This is a genomic window from Paramesorhizobium deserti (genome assembly GCF_001558695.1).
Taxonomy (GTDB): Bacteria; Pseudomonadota; Alphaproteobacteria; order Rhizobiales; family Rhizobiaceae; genus Paramesorhizobium; species Paramesorhizobium deserti.
In genome coordinates, this window is record NZ_LNTU01000001.1 from 662,579 (window position 1) to 679,400 (window position 16,822).

General features: G+C 63.2%; 14 protein-coding genes and 1 riboswitch. Of the genes, 6 read left to right on the forward strand and 8 right to left on the reverse strand.

Annotated features, from left to right (window positions below; translation table 11 throughout):
- Nucleotides 1-58 precede the first annotated feature (58 nt).
- A complete protein-coding gene (locus ATN84_RS03080) occupies nucleotides 59-967 on the forward strand; it encodes a LysR family transcriptional regulator (RefSeq protein WP_068880038.1) in 909 nt (302 codons plus the stop codon).
- A gap of 39 nt (nucleotides 968-1,006) precedes the next feature.
- Here ATN84_RS03080 and solA read toward each other — a convergent pair whose 3' ends face one another.
- The 6 genes from solA to ATN84_RS03110 form a co-directional block, all read right to left on the reverse strand.
- Complete coding sequence (solA, locus tag ATN84_RS03085) at nucleotides 1,007-2,167, reverse strand: N-methyl-L-tryptophan oxidase (protein WP_068880039.1); 1,161 nt, start codon at nucleotides 2,165-2,167, stop codon at nucleotides 1,007-1,009.
- A 33-nt stretch (nucleotides 2,168-2,200) separates the two neighbouring features.
- A complete protein-coding gene (locus ATN84_RS03090) occupies nucleotides 2,201-3,697 on the reverse strand; it encodes an HAL/PAL/TAL family ammonia-lyase (RefSeq protein WP_068880040.1) in 1,497 nt (498 codons plus the stop codon).
- A gap of 2 nt (nucleotides 3,698-3,699) precedes the next feature.
- A complete protein-coding gene (locus ATN84_RS03095; protein ID WP_068880041.1) occupies nucleotides 3,700-4,470 on the reverse strand; it encodes an ABC transporter ATP-binding protein in 771 nt (256 codons plus the stop codon).
- Nucleotides 4,471-4,499: 29 nt separating this feature from the next.
- A complete protein-coding gene (locus ATN84_RS03100; RefSeq protein ID WP_068880042.1) occupies nucleotides 4,500-5,222 on the reverse strand; it encodes an ABC transporter permease in 723 nt (240 codons plus the stop codon).
- An 11-nt stretch (nucleotides 5,223-5,233) separates the two neighbouring features.
- Entirely contained in the window at nucleotides 5,234-5,956 is a 723-nt protein-coding gene (locus ATN84_RS03105) for an ABC transporter permease (protein ID WP_068880043.1), read from the reverse strand.
- 257 nt (nucleotides 5,957-6,213) lie between these two features.
- Nucleotides 6,214-7,056 carry a transporter substrate-binding domain-containing protein gene (locus tag ATN84_RS03110; RefSeq protein WP_068880044.1) on the reverse strand — a complete coding sequence of 281 codons (843 nt, stop codon included), beginning with the start codon at nucleotides 7,054-7,056 and terminating at the stop codon, nucleotides 6,214-6,216.
- 256 nt (nucleotides 7,057-7,312) lie between these two features.
- Between ATN84_RS03110 and hutC the strand changes: the two genes are divergently transcribed.
- Complete coding sequence (gene hutC, locus ATN84_RS03115; RefSeq protein WP_068880849.1) at nucleotides 7,313-8,059, forward strand: histidine utilization transcriptional repressor HutC; 747 nt, start codon at nucleotides 7,313-7,315, stop codon at nucleotides 8,057-8,059.
- A 265-nt stretch (nucleotides 8,060-8,324) separates the two neighbouring features.
- Nucleotides 8,325-10,640: a glucose/quinate/shikimate family membrane-bound PQQ-dependent dehydrogenase gene (locus ATN84_RS03120; protein WP_068880045.1), complete on the forward strand. Its 2,316-nt coding sequence runs from the start codon at nucleotides 8,325-8,327 to the stop codon at nucleotides 10,638-10,640.
- Nucleotides 10,641-10,966: 326 nt separating this feature from the next.
- On the opposite strand, the gene ATN84_RS03125 is transcribed toward ATN84_RS03120, so the two are convergent.
- Together ATN84_RS03125 and ATN84_RS03130 are read right to left on the reverse strand one after the other, a co-directional pair.
- Complete coding sequence (locus ATN84_RS03125; protein WP_161939552.1) at nucleotides 10,967-12,124, reverse strand: fumarylacetoacetate hydrolase family protein; 1,158 nt, start codon at nucleotides 12,122-12,124, stop codon at nucleotides 10,967-10,969.
- Between the two features lie 98 nt (nucleotides 12,125-12,222).
- Entirely contained in the window at nucleotides 12,223-14,319 is a 2,097-nt protein-coding gene (locus ATN84_RS03130) for a putative bifunctional diguanylate cyclase/phosphodiesterase (protein WP_068880851.1), read from the reverse strand.
- 295 nt (nucleotides 14,320-14,614) lie between these two features.
- Nucleotides 14,615-14,716: riboswitch (TPP riboswitch) on the forward strand.
- An 85-nt stretch (nucleotides 14,717-14,801) separates the two neighbouring features.
- On the opposite strand from ATN84_RS03130, the gene thiD reads away from it, so the two are divergent.
- From thiD to thiS, 3 genes are read left to right on the forward strand one after another with little or no spacing between them, the layout of a single operon-like run.
- Nucleotides 14,802-15,641: a bifunctional hydroxymethylpyrimidine kinase/phosphomethylpyrimidine kinase gene (thiD, locus tag ATN84_RS03135; protein ID WP_068880046.1), complete on the forward strand. Its 840-nt coding sequence runs from the start codon at nucleotides 14,802-14,804 to the stop codon at nucleotides 15,639-15,641.
- A 4-nt stretch (nucleotides 15,642-15,645) separates the two neighbouring features.
- Nucleotides 15,646-16,656, forward strand: coding sequence for a glycine oxidase ThiO (gene thiO, locus ATN84_RS03140; RefSeq protein WP_068880047.1), 1,011 nt, complete (start codon nucleotides 15,646-15,648; stop codon nucleotides 16,654-16,656).
- Nucleotides 16,625-16,822 (forward strand): sulfur carrier protein ThiS, encoded by a 198-nt coding sequence (gene thiS / locus ATN84_RS03145; RefSeq protein ID WP_068880048.1) that lies wholly within the window; start codon nucleotides 16,625-16,627, stop codon nucleotides 16,820-16,822. The genes thiO and thiS overlap by 32 nt, the downstream gene beginning before the upstream one ends.

Here is a 16,822-nt window from a genome sequence, read left to right on the forward strand (position 1 = left end):
CAGCGGTCAGTAGGGGTAGCTATCCCCTGCTGAACTCGTTGGTTAGCAAGGCTGGACAATGAAGCTCGACATGAACCTGCTTCCGCTCTTCCTGGCCGTGGCCGAGGAAGACAATTTCCGCGCCGCCGCCGACCGGCTGGGCGTGACGCGCTCTGCCGTCAGCCAGGGAATTCGGCGGCTCGAGGATGCCTTCGGCACGCAGCTTGTCTCGCGCACCACCCGCTCCGTCCGCCTGACGGAAGCGGGCGAACGCCTGCGCGAGGCCCTTGCACAGCCAATGTCCGATATCTCCGCGGCCCTCGATATGGTGGCGGCGGAAGACGCGCCGCGCGGGCTTTTGCGGATCGCCGTCACCTCGATCGCCGAACAATTCCTTTCCGGCCCGCTTATCGCCGCCTTCGCGGAGGCGTATCCGGCCGTGACGATCGACATCACGGTCACCGACGAGGAGTTCGACATCGTTGCCGCCGGGTTCGACGCCGGCGTACGGCTCGGCGAAGTGATCGAACAGGACATGATCGCGATACCGGTCACCGGGAACCAACGGGAGACCGCCGTTGCATCCCCCGCCTACATCGCGGCACGCGGAATGCCTGCTCATCCGCGTGACCTTCTCGCGCACCGCTGCATCGGCTGGCGACCGGCCCTGAATGTCGCGCCCTACAGGTGGGAATTCGAGGAGAACGGCATTCCCTTCGACATCGCGGTTCATCCGCAGATCACGACCAACGATCTTCAACTGATGCTCCGCTCGGCGCTGAGCGGAGCAGGCATAACCTTTATGACGGAAGAGACCGCGCGCCCGTATATCGAGGCAGGCGAACTCGTGCCCCTCTTGCAGGAATTCCTGCCGCCGTTCCCCGGGTTCTATCTCTATTATCCGCAACGGCGAAACGTAGCGCCCAAATTGCGGGCATTGATCGACCATGTGAGGCAATGGCGTGCACGCGCAAACTCTGCAGCCTGACGAGCCGCAGGGAGCACACTCACCTCTGCAGGATGACGGCTATTTCCCCTGCCGCGCTTTCACGAACCGATCCATCGCCGCGAAGGAGAAGGCATCGATCGGCAGGTGCGTGCCACCGTCGAGCGCCAAATCCGCGAGGATCTCGCCGACGACACTGGTGAACTTGAACCCGTGCCCCGAGCAAGGCGAGGCCACGACGATACGGGGATCGGACGGCAGGAGGTCCATGAGGAAATCCTCGCTCGGCAGCATCGTATAGCGGCAGGTGATGGCATTGACGCGCAAGCCGGCCGCAGCGGGAAGACGGCGGGCGATGAAATCGTCAAGCAACGACAGATCGGCATCGTTGACTGGCGGATTGGGCTGGTTCGGGTCGATCTCCTCGAGGAAATGGGCGTGCTTGCCGATCTTGACGCCATCAGGCCCGATGACGGGGAAGCCGAAGAAGGAGCCGACCTTACCCTCATCGCGGATGAAGGCCGGCATACGGCCGAGCGCGGTGGCGAAGCCGTCGCGCGGCTGATACCACGCCACGACCTGGCGGATCGGCACGGCGAGCCCGCGCAATTGCGGCACCAGCTCGGTGATCCATGAGCCGGTGGCGACCACCACCTTGCCGACGCGATAGCGCGCCGTTTCTGTGGCGATCTCGACGCTACCGTCACCGGGCTCGATTGCCGTCACCTTCTCGCCGAAATGCAGGGCCGCGCCGTCCGTTGCCGCCAGCCGGAGATAGCCGAAGATCGCCGCTTCCGGCTTCAGGAACCCGCCCTCGGGATCGAGGACCGCGATCTCGTCAGCATCGAGCGCAAAGGCGGGAAAGCGCCTCAGCATCGCCTCCCGGTCGAGCACCTCCGAGGCGAGCCCGTGCAGCTCGGCGGAGGCCCGCGTGCCCTTGACGATCTTATCCTCGGGGCGACCGATCTGGAGCACGCCGGTGATGGTGAGCACTTGTTCGCGCAGGCGCTGCTCCATCGCGCGCCAATTGGCATAGGCGCGCTGCAGCAGCGGCACATAAGACGGGTCCTCGAAATAGCCGAGCCGGATCAGCCTGGAATCACCATGGGAGGAGCCCTGCGCATGGGCGGGAAAGGCGGCCTCCAGGCCGATCACCCTGACGCCGCGCGCGGCCAGATGCGCGACCGCGGCGCTGCCCATGGCGCCAAGGCCGATGACGGCCACGTCGAATTGATTGGACATGTTCACCCCCCAAGGATTCGTCGGCTAAGTCGGTCAATCAGCGCCGGGCGCCGCAGAGGCGGCCAGAAGATCACGCGCCGCGGCCATATCCTTAGCCAGCGGCCGGTCGTCGGCATAGCGGGGCAGGATGTCGCGCAGGGCGCGATAGACTACATCCGTGCCCTTGGCGCGTGAAACCTTGCCGGGATGGAGATCCTGCGCCTGCGCCGCCGCCAAAAGCTCGATAGCGAAGATCTGCTCGGCATTGTCGAGCACGGCCAGAAGCTTGTTCGCCGCCGCCGTCGGATGCGCCAGGAAATCTTCCTGCAGGGCGGAGGTGACGCCGCCGTCGAGGCTGGCCGGCGCGCCGAGGCGGCGGTTTTCATTGCTGAGTGCGGCGGCCGTATATTGCGCGATCATGAAGCCGGAACCGGCACCCGGATCATCGGCGAGGAAAGCCGGCAGGCGGCTCACCAGCGGATTGACCAGACGGTCGATGCGACGCTCGCTCATGCCGGATATCTGCGCGATAGCGACCACCAGCATGTCGAGCGCCTGCGCCAGCGCCGGTGCGACGGCATGCGCCTCGGACCAGACGAGCGGCTCCTCCGGCGTGCCGGCAACAGCGGGATTGTCGGTGACCGATGCAAGCTCGCGATCAACGGTCTTGGCGGCGAAATCGAAGCCGTCGCGCGCCGCGCCATGGGCATGCGGGATGGCACGCAGGCTGAGCGCATCCTGCGTGCGCGCGCCGGCATCGGCCGCGACGAGCCCGCTTCCCTCAAGCCTTTTCCGCAAGGCGCTGCCGACGGTCTCGATGCCCTTCGAGGGCCGAAGCGCCAGCACGTCCTCGCCAAAGGCGGGCATCTGTGCGCCGAAGGCCTCAAGCGTCAGCGCGGCGATGGCATCCGCCCATTCGAGCAGGCGCTCGGCGCGGGAAAGCGCGACGCAGGCAAGGCCGGTGGAGCATGAGGTGCCGTTGACGAGGCTCAGGCCTTCCTTCGCCTCCAGCACGAGAGGCTGAAGGCCGATCGCGGCCAGCGCCTCGGTGCCGCCCATCTGCCGACCGGCCAGATGTGCCGTCCCCTCGCCGATCAGCACCAGCGCGATATGCGCCATATGGGTGAGATAGCCGGCGGAGCCTTTCGAAGGGACATCGGGAATGCAATCATGATCGAGCAGCGCCAGCAGGGCGCGAACGATCTCGGGCCGGATGCCGGAATGGCCGTGGGTGAAATTGTTGATCTGGGCGGCGATGATGGCGCGCACCTCGCGCGGCGGCAGAAGCGGGCCGACGCCGCAGGCATGGCTCATCAGGATATTGCGCGAAAGGCGGCGCTGCGAGGCGCGGTCCACCACCGTATCGGCGAGCGCGCCGACGCCGGTGTTGACCCCATAGGCGCGGATGCCACGGTCAACCAGCGCGGCCACGATCCGCGCCGCATGATCGATCCTCTCCCACGCACCGGCACCAAGCTCCAGCCGAGCGCCCCCGGCAATGGCGGCGATCGCTCGCCAATCGAGCGTCTTTTCCAGCGTGATCGTGCGCATCATCACTTCCCGAACGTGCCGATGAACTGCCGGAAGGCGGGCGATCCGCCCTTGCCGAAAAGCTCTTCGGGTGGGCCGTCGCTGTCGATCTCGCCGGAGCGCATGAAGATGACGCGGTTGGAGACATTGCGGGCGAAGCCCATCTCGTGGGTGACGACCAGCATGGTCATCCCCTCCTCCGCGAGGCTGCGCATGACGCGCAGGACCTCGCCGACGAGCTCGGGATCGAGCGCCGAAGTGGGCTCATCGAAGAGCATCACTTTCGGCTTCATTGCGAGCGCACGGGCGATCGCCGCGCGCTGCTGCTGGCCGCCCGAGAGGTGGGCGGGATAGGCGTGGCGCTTTTCGGCGATGCCCACTTTTTCAAGAAGCGCCTCGGCTTCAGCGATACACTCGGCTCGCGGCCTTTTCAGCACATGCACCGGGCCCTCGATGACATTATCGAGAATGGTCATGTGAGACCAGAGATTGAAGGACTGGAAGACCATGCCGAGCTCGGCCCGGATGCGGTCGACCTGCTTGCGGCTGGCCGGTACAGCGTGGCCGTTCTTCATCGTCATCTCGATGCGCTCACCATCGACGACGATCTCCCCCTGATCAGCGATCTCCAGAAGGTTGATACAGCGCAGGAAAGTGGACTTGCCCGAACCGCTGGCGCCGAGCAGCGAGATGACGTCGCCATCATGCGCGTCGAGCGAAATGCCGCGCAGCACCTCATGGGCGCCAAAGCTCTTGTGGATGTTGCGGACGGATAGCCGGGTGGCCGCAGCCATGTTCCCCTCCATTTTGCTGATGGGCGTCGTCATCGGGATACCGGAAGGCCGCCGGGAACGAGAGGCGCGGCGGCGCGCCGATGCGGCGAAAGATAATGCTCGAGCAGCGCCATCGCCTGCAGGATCAGGAAATTGAGCACGAGATAGATGATCGCCGCGCAGAGAAAGACTTCCATCGTGCGGTAGGTCTGCGAGATCAGCCGCTGCGCGACGCCGGTCACCTCCCAGACGGTGACGAGGCTGGCGAGCGCGGTGGATTTCACCATCATCACGATCTCGGTCGAATAGGCCGGCAGCGCATGACGGAAGGCGATCGGCGCGATGATGCGGCGCACCAGCAAGAAGCCGGACATGCCGATGGCGCGTGCCGCCTCGATCTCGCGCGGCGGGACGGCGCGCAGGCCGAAGCGGAAGATTTCCGCCGTGTAGCCTGCCGTGCAGAGCGCCAGCGACAGGACGGCGCAGACGAAGGGCTCGCGCAGCGCCGGCCAGACGAAAGAGTGGCGGATGAAGCCGAACTGGCCGAGACCATAGAAGACGAGGAACATCTGGATGAGCAGCGGCGAACCGCGAAAAACGAAGATATAGCCCCGTGCGAACCGGCTGAGGATGGGATTGCCGCCGACCCGCATCCAGACGATCAGGATGGCGAGAAAGCCGCCGAACAACACCGAGAGGGAGAACAGGCCAAGCGTCACCGGCAGGGCGGCCAGCAGGGTTTTCATGGTCTGGAAAAGGAAAGGAAAATCCACCGTATCCTCCTTCAGATCTGGCCGATGCCGGCCGGCATGCTGCGGCTGGCGCGCCGTTCGGCACGCGCGAACAGACGGTCGGACATGCTGGTCAGCACCAGATAGAGACAGCCGCCGGCGATGAAGAACAGGAAATATTGCCGCGTGGAACCGGCGGCGACCTGGCTGGTGCGCATCAGATCGGCGAGGCCGGTGACGGACACCAGTGCGGAATCCTTGAGACTCAACTGCCAGACATTGCCGATACCCGGAATGGCGAAACGCAGGACCTGCGGCATGATGATCCGGCGGAAGCGCAGGAACCGGTGCATGCCGATCGCCTCCGCGGCCTCCAGTTCCCCCTTCGGGATCGCCAAAAAGGCTCCGCGATAAACCTCCGCCTGGTAAGCGCCGCAGATGAGACCCACAGCCAGGGCGCCGGCGATGAAGGACGGCATGCCCAGAAATCCCTCGAAGCCGAAATAGGCGCCGATGGCGGTGACGGCGCTGGAGCCGCCGAAATAGACGAGATAGATGATGAGCAGCTCGGGCACGCCGCGAAAGATGGTGGTGTAGACGCCGCCGGCTGTTCTGATGGCCCGGCTCTGCGAAAGCTTGGCGGCGGCAACGATGGCACCCAGCACGGCGCCGAGCAGGAGTGCCGCAAGCGTGACGCACAGCGTCATCAGGGCGCCCATCAGGAGAAGCCCGCCCCAGCCGGTCTGCCCGAAACCGAGTGTCTCGACTAACCACATATCAGAGTTCCCATGTTGCCGGAGCAGTTGACGCTTTGATGAACCGTCGAGCGGAATAACAGCCCCCTTTGCCCCGCCGGGCATCTCCCCCACAAGGGGGGAGATTAATCCATGATTTTCGCTTTCGCTAATCACCACCGCTGCAAATGAGGCACCGCCGTCAATGTCAGCCAATCTCCCCCCTTTGTGGGGGAGATGGCCGGCAGGCCAGAGGGGGGTGTCGGTGCCACAGTGCCAGCTAATCAGAAGACAGACCCTTAAGGCGTCACGTCCGTCTTGAACCACTTCATCGACAGCTCCTTGACGACGCCGTCGGCAAGGGCGGCCTTGATGGCGTCGTCGAGCATCGCCTTGAGCTCGGGATCGGACTGGCGCACGCCCAGCCCCTCGCCGATGCCGAAGATGGTGCCGCCGATTTCGGGGCCGCTGAAGGCCAGCTCGCCATTGGCCTTCTCGAAAGCGGAGTTCAGATAGACCGCGTCGTCGAAGGCGAGATCGATGCGGCCGGTTTCCAGATCGAGATCGCGCTCCGCGCCGGTCTTGTATTCGCGGATCGTGGCGATATCGCCGAAATTGTCATAGATGAACTTGGCATAAACGGTCGCCGCCTGGATGCCGATGGTGGCGCCCTTGAAGGCGGTACGCATGGCTTCGACGCTATCCTTGCCGCCGCTCAGGTCGGGCTCCATCTTGACCACCGTCCCCGTGCCGGGCGCATTGGTGTAGGAGCTATCCTTCGATGCGGCGAAGGCCGCGTGGGTGTGAGCGTAGGGAATGGAGAAGTCGATGATCTTCTTGCGCTCCTCGGTGATCGACAGCGCATCCATGATGACGTCGAACTTGCCGGCGTTCAGGCTGGTGATCATGCTGTCCCAATCGGAGGCGACCAGCTTGCACTCCACCTTCATGTGATCGCAGAGATATTTAGCCAGCTCCGGCTCGAAGCCGCCGAGCGTGCCATCCGGATTGGTCATATTCCACGGGGCGTAGGCGCCTTCCAGCGTGATGGTGACGGTCTTCCACTCCTTGGCCTGAGCCGGAGACCATGCACCCGCGGCCAGCGCAACGGCGCCAGCCAGCAGCATCTTACAGGCATTCATCGATATTCTCCTCTTGGTGGTTCGGAAACTTCCTTGATGCGCCGATCTGCGCCGGCTTGGCAGCGACTGGGGAAGCCCGGTCGGGTGCTTGAACTTGTATAGGGTACCATATGTCAATTATTATGGTATGCAAGAGCAAAGTATCGGATGGGAGCAGATTCTGCTTCTGCTCAAAAATCAGGCGGCGAGGAAACCGGGGAGCGGCGGCGCGAGGCAATTTCCGGGCACCGATCGGGATAACAGGAGGAAGAAATCCATGCCGAACGAGAGGGGTAGCGAGAAGACCGGGGATGGCGCTCCGCTCTACGCCGGCGTGAAGCAGATGATCCTCGACCGCATTCACAGCGGCGAATGGCCTCCGAAGCATCGCGTCCCCTCGGAGAACGAGCTCGTCGCGGAACTGGGCGTAAGCAAGATGACCGCCAACCGCGCGTTGCGCGAACTGGCGAGCGAGGGCGAACTCGTCCGCATCCAGGGCGTCGGCTCCTTCGTGGCAGAGCGCAAGGGTACTTCGGCGCTTTTCGAGGTGCGCAACATTGCCGACGAGATCGCGGAAAGGGGGCATTCGCACCTCGCCTCGGTGGTTCTGCTCCGGGAAGAAGACGCCTCCCCCTCCGTCGCGGATGCGCTGGATCTGCCGATCGGCGCAAAGGTCTTCCATTCCCTGATCGTCCATAGCGAGAACGACGTTCCCGTGCAGATCGAGGACCGCCATGTCAATCCGGAAGCCGCGCCCGCCTATCTCGAGCAGGATTTCACCGCCATCACACCCAATGCCTATCTGACGCAGGAGGCCCCGCTCAGCGGATCCGAACATATCGTCGAGGCCACCCTGCCCGAGCCCTGGGAATGCAAGCTCCTGGTCATCCCGCGCAACGAGCCATGCCTGACGATCCGCCGGCGCACATGGTCCTCGAAACAGGTGGTCTCCTTCGCCCGCCTCGTCTATCCCGGCACGCGCTACCGGCTGGAGACGCGCAGCGGCAAGGCCGTGGAGGAGTGAGCGGCGGCCGGACGGCGGCAGACTTGTCGCGCAAATATCGGCTCAGTTGTATAGGTAACCTTTGGTGCTGGCCCGCGGGAGCGGCAGCGACATCCGGCATATCCAGCGGGAACTCAACCTGATCCATATTGTTCGGTAACCGAAGCGTGTCCGGCTACAGCGATTGTCAAAGACCGGTTTTGACTGCCATCATGGCGATGCGGGTGATGCCTTAAAGAACAGTTTGGACGCAACGCTCAACATGCAATTCTCAAGGAGATTGGCTTTGTTGATAAATCTTACCGCAATTCTCTTCCTCATCATCGCAATTGCCCTTGGTATCGGTGGCTCGTGGCTCGTGGCCCTCGGCGGAAGCTGGTATTACATCATTGCGGGCATTGGCTTTTTTCTGACGGCAATTTTCCTCTTCAGGAGAAGCGCCGCCGCCTTGTGGATCTATGCGCTCGTCATCCTGGGCTCGCTCGGCTGGGCGATCTATGAAGTCGGCTTCGACTGGTGGCAGTTGGGCACGCGTGGCGGCGTCATCGTGCTGCTTGGTCTCTGGCTGTTAATCCCATGGATTTGGAGGAGGACGGGCGGCGTCCTACCGCTTGCGATCGCCGTGCTCGCCTCGCTGGCGGTGGCCGGATATTCCATATTCCAGGATCCCTACGATATCGAGGGATCGCTGCCGACGGAGCAGGTGGCTGCCAATCCGGACCTCGGCGGCAATGTGCCGCCCGGCGACTGGCATCAATATGGCCGCACGCCCTATGGCCAGCGCTATTCCCCGCTCAACCAGATCACGCCGGAGAATGTCGGCGGGCTGCAGGTCGCCTGGACCTACCAGACCGGCGACATCAAGCAGCCGGAGGATGTCGGCGAGACCACATATCAGGTGACGCCACTGAAAGTGCGCGACACGCTCTATCTCTGCACGCCACACAACTGGGCGATCGCCCTCGATGCGGCGACCGGCAGGGAAAAATGGAAATACGACCCGAATGTCGGCTTCAACCCGGATCGCCAGCACCAGACCTGCCGCGGCGTCACATATTATGCCGATCCGGCGGCAACGCCTGGCCAGCCCTGCGCCGAGCGCGTCTATCTGCCGACCTCGGACGCGCGGCTGATCGCGCTCGATGCGGCAAACGGCCAGGTCTGCACATCCTTTGCCGACAATGGCGCGCTGCATCTCGAAGAGGGCATGCCGTACAATCCGGCCGGCTATTATTATTCAACCTCGCCGCCCGTGGCGGTGGCGGGCAAGATCATCGTCGGCGGCGCCGTCAATGACAATTATTCGATCCATGAGCAGTCCGGCGTCATCCGCGCTTTCGATATCAACACGGGTGCATTGATCTGGAACTGGGATTCGGGCAATCCGGAGCAGACAGCGCCATTGCCTCCCGGCCAGAAATATACCGCCAACTCGCCCAACAGCTGGTCTGTATCGAGCGTGGACGAGAATCTCGGGCTCGTCTATGTGCCGCTCGGCAACAAGGTACCCGACCAGCTCGGCATGGACCGCAGCGAGAATGTAGAGAAATATTCCTCCTCCATCGTCGCGCTCGACATCAACACCGGCCAGGTGCGCTGGGTGAGACAGACGGTGCATCACGATCTCTGGGACATGGACGTGCCGGCCCAGCCGGTGCTCCTCGATATCACCGGGGAGGACGGGACGGTGGTGCCGGCGCTGGTCGGCCCGACGAAGCAGGGCGACATCTATGTGCTCGACCGGCGAACCGGCGAGCCGATCATCCCGATCAAGGAAGTCCCCGCCCCCGGCGGCGCGATACCGGAGGATTTCACCGCTCCGACGCAACCTGTCTCCGGCCTCAGCTTCGAACCGCCGCCGCTGACGGAGAAGGACATGTGGGGCATCACGCTGTTCGACCAGCTCGCCTGCCGGATAGAGTTCCACCGGCTGAAATATGAGGGCCGCTATACGCCGCCCTCGCTTGAGGGAACGATCGTCTATCCCGGCAATTTCGGCGTGTTCAACTGGGGCAGCGTGGCGGTCGATCCCGTGCGGCAGGTGATGTTCGGCATGCCGACCTATCTCGCCTTCACCTCGAAGCTGGTGCCGCGATCCGAGGTGCCGCCGCCCAGCGAAGGCACCAAGGGCAGCGAACAGGGGCTCAACCGCAATGAGGGCGCACCCTATGCCGTACTCCTCAATCCCTTCCTGTCACCTCTCGGCATTCCCTGCGAGGCGCCGCCTTGGGGCTATGTCGCCGGGGCGGATCTGAGAACCGGCAAGATCGCCTGGAAGCACAGGAACGGCACGACGCGCGACATGACGCCGATCCCGCTGCCGTTCAAGGTCGGCGTCCCCGGCATCGGCGGCCCGATGATCACGGCGAGCGGCGTCGTCTTCCTCGGCGCAACGGTGGATGACTACATCCGCGCCTATGATCTGACGACGGGCAAGCAGCTATGGGAGGCGCGCCTGCCGGCGGGTGGCCAGGCGACACCAATGACCTATGCCATGGAAGACGGCCGGCAGTATGTCGTCATCGTGGCGGGCGGCCATGGCTCTGTTGGCACCAAACCGGGCGACTACGTCATCGCCTATACGCTGCCGGACAACCAATAAAACTCGGCCCCGGAGGTCAATCCCTCCGGGGCTTTCAGCTTTCCGGCGACAGGCCTCGAGGTGATGGCAACCTTGGCGATGGGGTCAAGACATCGCAATTGCGTCATACTCGGGCCCCGACCCGAGTATCCATTCCGGACCATCGAAACTATATCCATCGTCTGATATGCGGGGGCACTACATCGCCGTTCCGGAATGGATCATCGGATCAATTCCGATGATGACGTCAGTGGGGCGTGCCCGCCTCCCCACTGCGTCGGCTGTACGGAACGGCTTGCAGGTTGAGCGATTCATCAAAACATGAAAGACTCTAAAAAGCCGCTTCTTTACAGCAGCCCGCGCGCGGCGAGGTTGCGCATCAGGGCAGCGGTGCCGAAGGTCCAGGGCGGGCACTCGGTCGAAAGACGCACCGTATTGGTCAGGCTGCCGAGCTCCGGATTGGAGATGGTGACGACATCGCTCTTCTTGTGCGTGAAGCCTTCTCCGGCCACGTCGCGGTCCTCGACCGGCGCGAACAGTGTTCCCATGAAAAGCATGAAACCGTCGGGGTATTGATGGTGTGTGCCGATGGTCTGGGAGACGAGGTCGAGCGGGTCGCGGCTGATCTCCTTCATGGTGCTATGGCCCTTGAGCTCGAAACCGTCTTCACCCTTGATCATGAGATCGAGATCGGCATTGCGGACATCATCGATCGAATAGGTCTCGTCGAAAAGGCGGATGAACGGACCGATGGCGGCGGAAGCGTTATTGTCCTTTGCCTTGCCGAGCAACAGGGCGGAGCGGCCCTCGACATCGCGCAGATTGACGTCATTGCCGAGCGTGGCGCCCTTCACCCTGCCGGAGCTGTCGACCGCCAGCACGATCTCCGGCTCGGGGTTGTTCCAGTTCGAGATCGGATGCAGCCCGACCGACGCGCCCCAGCCGACGGCGGAAAGCACCTGCGCCTTGGAAAACACCTCCGCATCCGGGCCGATGCCGACTTCCAGATATTGCGACCAGACATTCTCCTCGATCAGCGCGGCTTTCACCTTCGCCGCTTCCTGTGAACCGGCCTTCAGATTGCGCAGGCTGTCACCGATGATCGCCGTCACGCGCTCGCGGATCTTCAGGGCAAGCGCCGGATTGCCGGCGGCCTTCTCCTCGATCACGCGCTCGATCATCGAGCGGGCGAAGGTGACGCCGCAGGCCTTTACCGCCTGCAAATCGCAAGGCGCCAGAAAATGAAACTGCGTGAGAATGCCCGTCGCCTCGACCGACTGCTCCGCCAGGTCTTCGAGAGACAGAAGCGCCTCGCCGTCTTGCGCACGGACGAACGCCGCCGGGTCGTCGCGCTCCAGGAGGTCGCGCATGGTCGGGGTCTCTTTCGAGGTGATGTCGTAAAGCACGCCGTCGCGCAGCACGACGAGGGCCGGCCCCTCCACATCCGGCCGCCAAACGCGCCCGACAAAGGTTCCGTTCTCAAATGTTTCCGCCGATATGGTCACTGGCAGCGCTCCTCGAATGCCATGATTGAACCCTCCTCGATTTGAGCCTCAGTTCCAGCTCAAATCGGGACTTGTCATCGCAGAGGATACCGCTTCATTCAATCCCTGGCGGTGAGAAACACCTTTCCCTTTTCCGAAATGAAGGCCGCGACTTTGCCCGCCGGCATCGGCCTGCCGGTGAGATAGCCCTGCACCTCGCCGAACTGCTCGTTCTTCAGCCGGTGGAGTTGCTGCGCCGTTTCCACGCCTTCCGCCGTGGTGGTGATGTTGAAGGCAGCGCCCAGCACCGCGACGGCCTGGATGATGGCGAGATTGCGCGTATCGACCTCAATGCCGGAGACGAAGCTGCGGTCGATCTTGATCTTGTCGAAGGGAAAAGATCTGAGATAGGAGAGCGAGGAATAGCCGGTGCCGAAATCGTCCATGGCGATACGCACGCCGAGCTCGCGCAAGCCGTAAAGCAGCTGGATATTCTGCCGGCTGTTGGACAGGAAGATCGATTCGGTGATCTCCAGCTCCAGACGATGCGGTTCGAGATCGGCTTCCTCGAGCGCCGTAACCACGCTGTCGAGCAAGCCGGGCTGGCCGAACTGCGCCGGCGAAAGGTTGACCGATATCTTGACCGATTTCGGCCAGCGCGCCGCAGTCTTGCAAGCCTCGCGGAGCACCCACTGGCCGATCCCGGCAATCAGCCCCGTCTCCTCCGCCACGGGGATGAATTCGGCGGGCGAAACCATACCGCGCTGCGGATGATGCCAGCGGATGAGCGCCTCGAAACCGGAAATGCTGTCGTCGGCGAGCGTGAAGATCGGCTGGTAATAGAGCTCGAACTGGCCTTCGGCGAGCGCCTGCCGCAGTTCGAGCGTCATGATATGGCGCTTTTCGGCCGCCAGCCGCATGGAATGCTCGTAGAAGCGGAAGGTCGAACGGCCATCGCCCTTGGCGGCGTGGAGCGCCAGATCGGCATTGCGCAACAGGAGGTCGACCTCATCGCCATGCTTCGGCGCCAATGCTATGCCGATGCTGCAGCAGACATGCTCCTCATTGTCGCCCAGACGGAAAGGCCTGGCGAAGGTGGCCATCAGCTTTTCGGCAAAGATGCTTATCTCGCTGGTATCGCCGCCCATGAAGACCAGGGCGAACTCGTCGCCATCGATGCGGGCGATGAAATCGTCAGGCGAGATCAGTTCGCGCAGTCGTGCGGCGACCTCGCGCAGCAGCAGATCGCCGGCCGGATGGCCCATGCTGTCATTGACCTGCTTGAAATGATCCACATCGATATAAAGCAGAGCGAAGGGTTCCGCCTCGTGCTCCTCTTTCAAGAGTTTGCCGACATGGCTGGTGAAATAGGCGCGATTGGCGAGGCCGGTGAGGGCGTCATGCATGGCGACATGCTCGATCCGCGAGAGGATTTCCCGCTTCTCCGTCACGTCCTCCGAAAGGCCGATGAGATAGCGCGGGCGCGAACCGTCGCTGGCCGGGATGCGCCGCTTTATGCTGCGGATGATGCGTGTCTCACCGTCGGGCCGCACGATTTTCTGCTCCAGCGAGAGCACTTCGCTGCGGCGCATCGCCACCTGGTCCTGGCGATTGAGGCGGATCGCCTCGCGCTTGGGGAAAATGGCACTGGTTGTCCTGCCTAGCACCTCCGCCGGCGTGCGGCCGCTGATTTCACCGGCCGCCTCGTTGAAGAGCACGTAGCGCCCATCATCCTCCATGTCCTTGACGAAGACGCCAAGCGGCAGATTGCTCACCAGATTGTCGAGGAGCGAGCGGGTGTGATGCACCTGCTTATAGGCCTGGTTGACCTCGGTGCGGTCCTGCACGATGGCGAGAACGGCCTCGCGGCCCCTGAAGCGCACCTGCCGGCCATAGGTCAGCACGTCGATGATCTCGCCATCGGCCTTCAGATGCTGCCAGCGCTGGGGCCGGTCGAGATCCGATTTCTCCCTGATCGCATCGAGCATGCGATCGCGCTCAGCGGGAGGGCGGATGTCGAGGACGGTCAGCTGCCGGAACTGTTCACGATCATAGCCGTAAAGCTCGATTGCCGCCTGATTGATGATGAGAAACTGCAGGGTTTGCGGATCATAAACCCACATGGGCGTGGGATGAGTGGTAAAAAGTACCCGGAAATCCTCGTCGGTTTCTGCCGCGTCAGCCGATTCGCTGCTGCCAAGAGATTCAGAATCCATCATCTGGTTCTGTCCTCTTATGCATTCCCATTGTTGAACCCAGCATTCGATCGCCCCCTGCCAAATGCGTTTATGAAAACCCGCGAAGCAAAACATCAATTTCTAAATAAATAATGTTATGCTTTGATTTTGCTTGTCTTTGTCCCTTTCGCCCATCTTTGCCGGCGAGCGGCAATGCCGGACCGGGCGACAGCGGATCACATTTTCCGGGCAGGCGCCAGCGCAAGAATCAGTGATCGGAGGCGGCTTGGAGGCCGCTTGACCTTCCCCGGTTTTGGGCCTATCTCGTCAACAGCAAAATTCGTTGGGGTGCCGAAAGGCTGAGAGGTGCTCACGCGCCAACCCATTGAACCTGATCCAGGGTAATACCTGCGTAGGGAACGGAGTTTGGCACGTCGTGGACCGGGGATCATTCCCCTTTTGGAAGCATCATTCCATCCCGGTTCCCAGCGTTTCGAGTTCCGTTCGGGATGAGAAACGCCATGACGAGAACACAGACTGCACGCTCCTTTTCCGTATCGGCCATACCGATCTGCGCTACCATCGCGGGATCGGATTCGGGCGGCGGCGCCGGCATCCAGGCCGACCTCAAGACCTTTTCCGCGCTTGGCGTCTATGGCGCGAGCGTTATTACCGCTATCACCGCGCAGAACACGAAGGCGGTCACCGCCGTCCACGACATTCCGGCCGATATCGTCACGGCGCAGATCGAGGCCGTGTTCAGCGATCTCGCCGTCGATGCCGTCAAGATCGGCATGCTGTCGGTACCGGCAACGATCGAAGCCGTGGCGGCGGGGCTTGCCGCCTTCGGCAAGCCCGTCGTGCTCGACCCCGTCATGGTGGCGAAATCCGGCGATAGGCTGTTGAGCCCGGAAGCGGTATCCACCCTGCGCGAAAGGCTCTTACCGCTGGCGACGCTTCTGACGCCGAACCTGCCGGAAGCCGCCTGCCTGCTCGATTGCGATGTTGCGCAAAACGAGGGCGAAGCGATCGAACAAGGCAAGGCGCTGCTGGCGCTTGGGGCGGACGCGGTGCTGATGAAGGGCGGGCACGCGGATGGCGGAGACTGCACCGACCTTCTGATCCACGACGGTCTGCCGCCCTTCAGGCTGACGGCGCCCCGCATCGCCACCCGCAACACCCATGGCACGGGCTGCACGCTCTCCTCGGCAATCGCCGCGGGACTTGCGAAGGGGCTTTTACTGGAAGAGGCCTTTACCGTGGCGCATGGCTATCTGCAGGGTGCGATCATTGCCGCCGACCGCCTCAGCGTCGGCTCAGGCAACGGCCCCGTGCACCATTTCCATCAGATGTGGGGCTGAAGCCATGCGGATCACCATCATCGGCGCGGGCGTTGCCGGCTTGACTTGCGCCACGGAATTTTCCGAACGGGGTTTCGATGTCACCGTCGTCGCGCGCAGCGAGCGCATCGGCGACAACAGCTGCTCGTGGTATGCGGGCGGGATGCTCGCGCCCTGGTGCGAGGGCGAAAGCGCCGAGGAGCCTGTGGTGCGGCTCGGGCAGCAGGCGATCGACTGGTGGGATGCACATGTCGATTGCGTCGAGCGTCAGGGCACGCTCGTCCTTTCGCACACGCGGGATGCCTCGGAGCTCAGGCGCTTCTCCCGCCGCACCAGCGCCTATGCGACCGTGGATGCAGAGCGAATCGAGGCGCTTGAGCCTGATCTGGCAGGCCGTTTCCGCCAGGGGCTTTTTTTTCCGGGTGAAGGTCACCTCGATCCGCGCAGGGCGCTTGAGCAACTGGCCGACAAACTCCGCCAGCGTGGCGTGCGGCTGCAGCTCGGCACGAACTGGAACGAGGCTGCCGCCGACAGCGACCTCATCATCGATTGCCGTGGCCTCGCGGCGAAGGACATGCTCACTGATCTGCGCGGCGTCAAGGGCGAGATGCTCGTCATCCGCTCGAAAGAGGTGATGCTCCACCGTCCGGTGCGCCTGCTGCATCCGCGCATCCCGCTCTATATCGTGCCGCGCGGCGACGGCGTCTTCATGGTCGGCGCGACGATGATCGAGAGCGGCGCAGGCAATCGCATTTCCGTACGCTCGGCGCTGGAACTGCTCGGCGCGGCGTTCGCGCTCGATCCGGCTTTCGCCGAGGCGGAAATCCTGGAAATGGGCGTCGATGCCCGCCCGGCCTTTCCCGACAATCTGCCGCGCATCCGCCGGCGCGGCCAAACCCTCTATGTCAACGGGCTCTACCGCCACGGCTTCCTGCTGGCCCCCGTGCTCGCCCGCATGGCCGTCGAGGCCGTGACCGATCCCACCAAAACACCGGAGCTGATGGATGAAAATTATCCTGAACGGCAATCCGCATGAGACCCAAGCCCCCACGCTGGACGCGGTGCTCGTCGAACTCGATTTCGCCGACGCGGTGGTCGCCACCGCCGTCAACGGCACGTTCGTGAACGCCGCAGAGCGGGCCGAAACCCGGCTTGCCGATGGCGATCAGGTGGAAATTCTCGCGCCGATGCAGGGAGGCTGA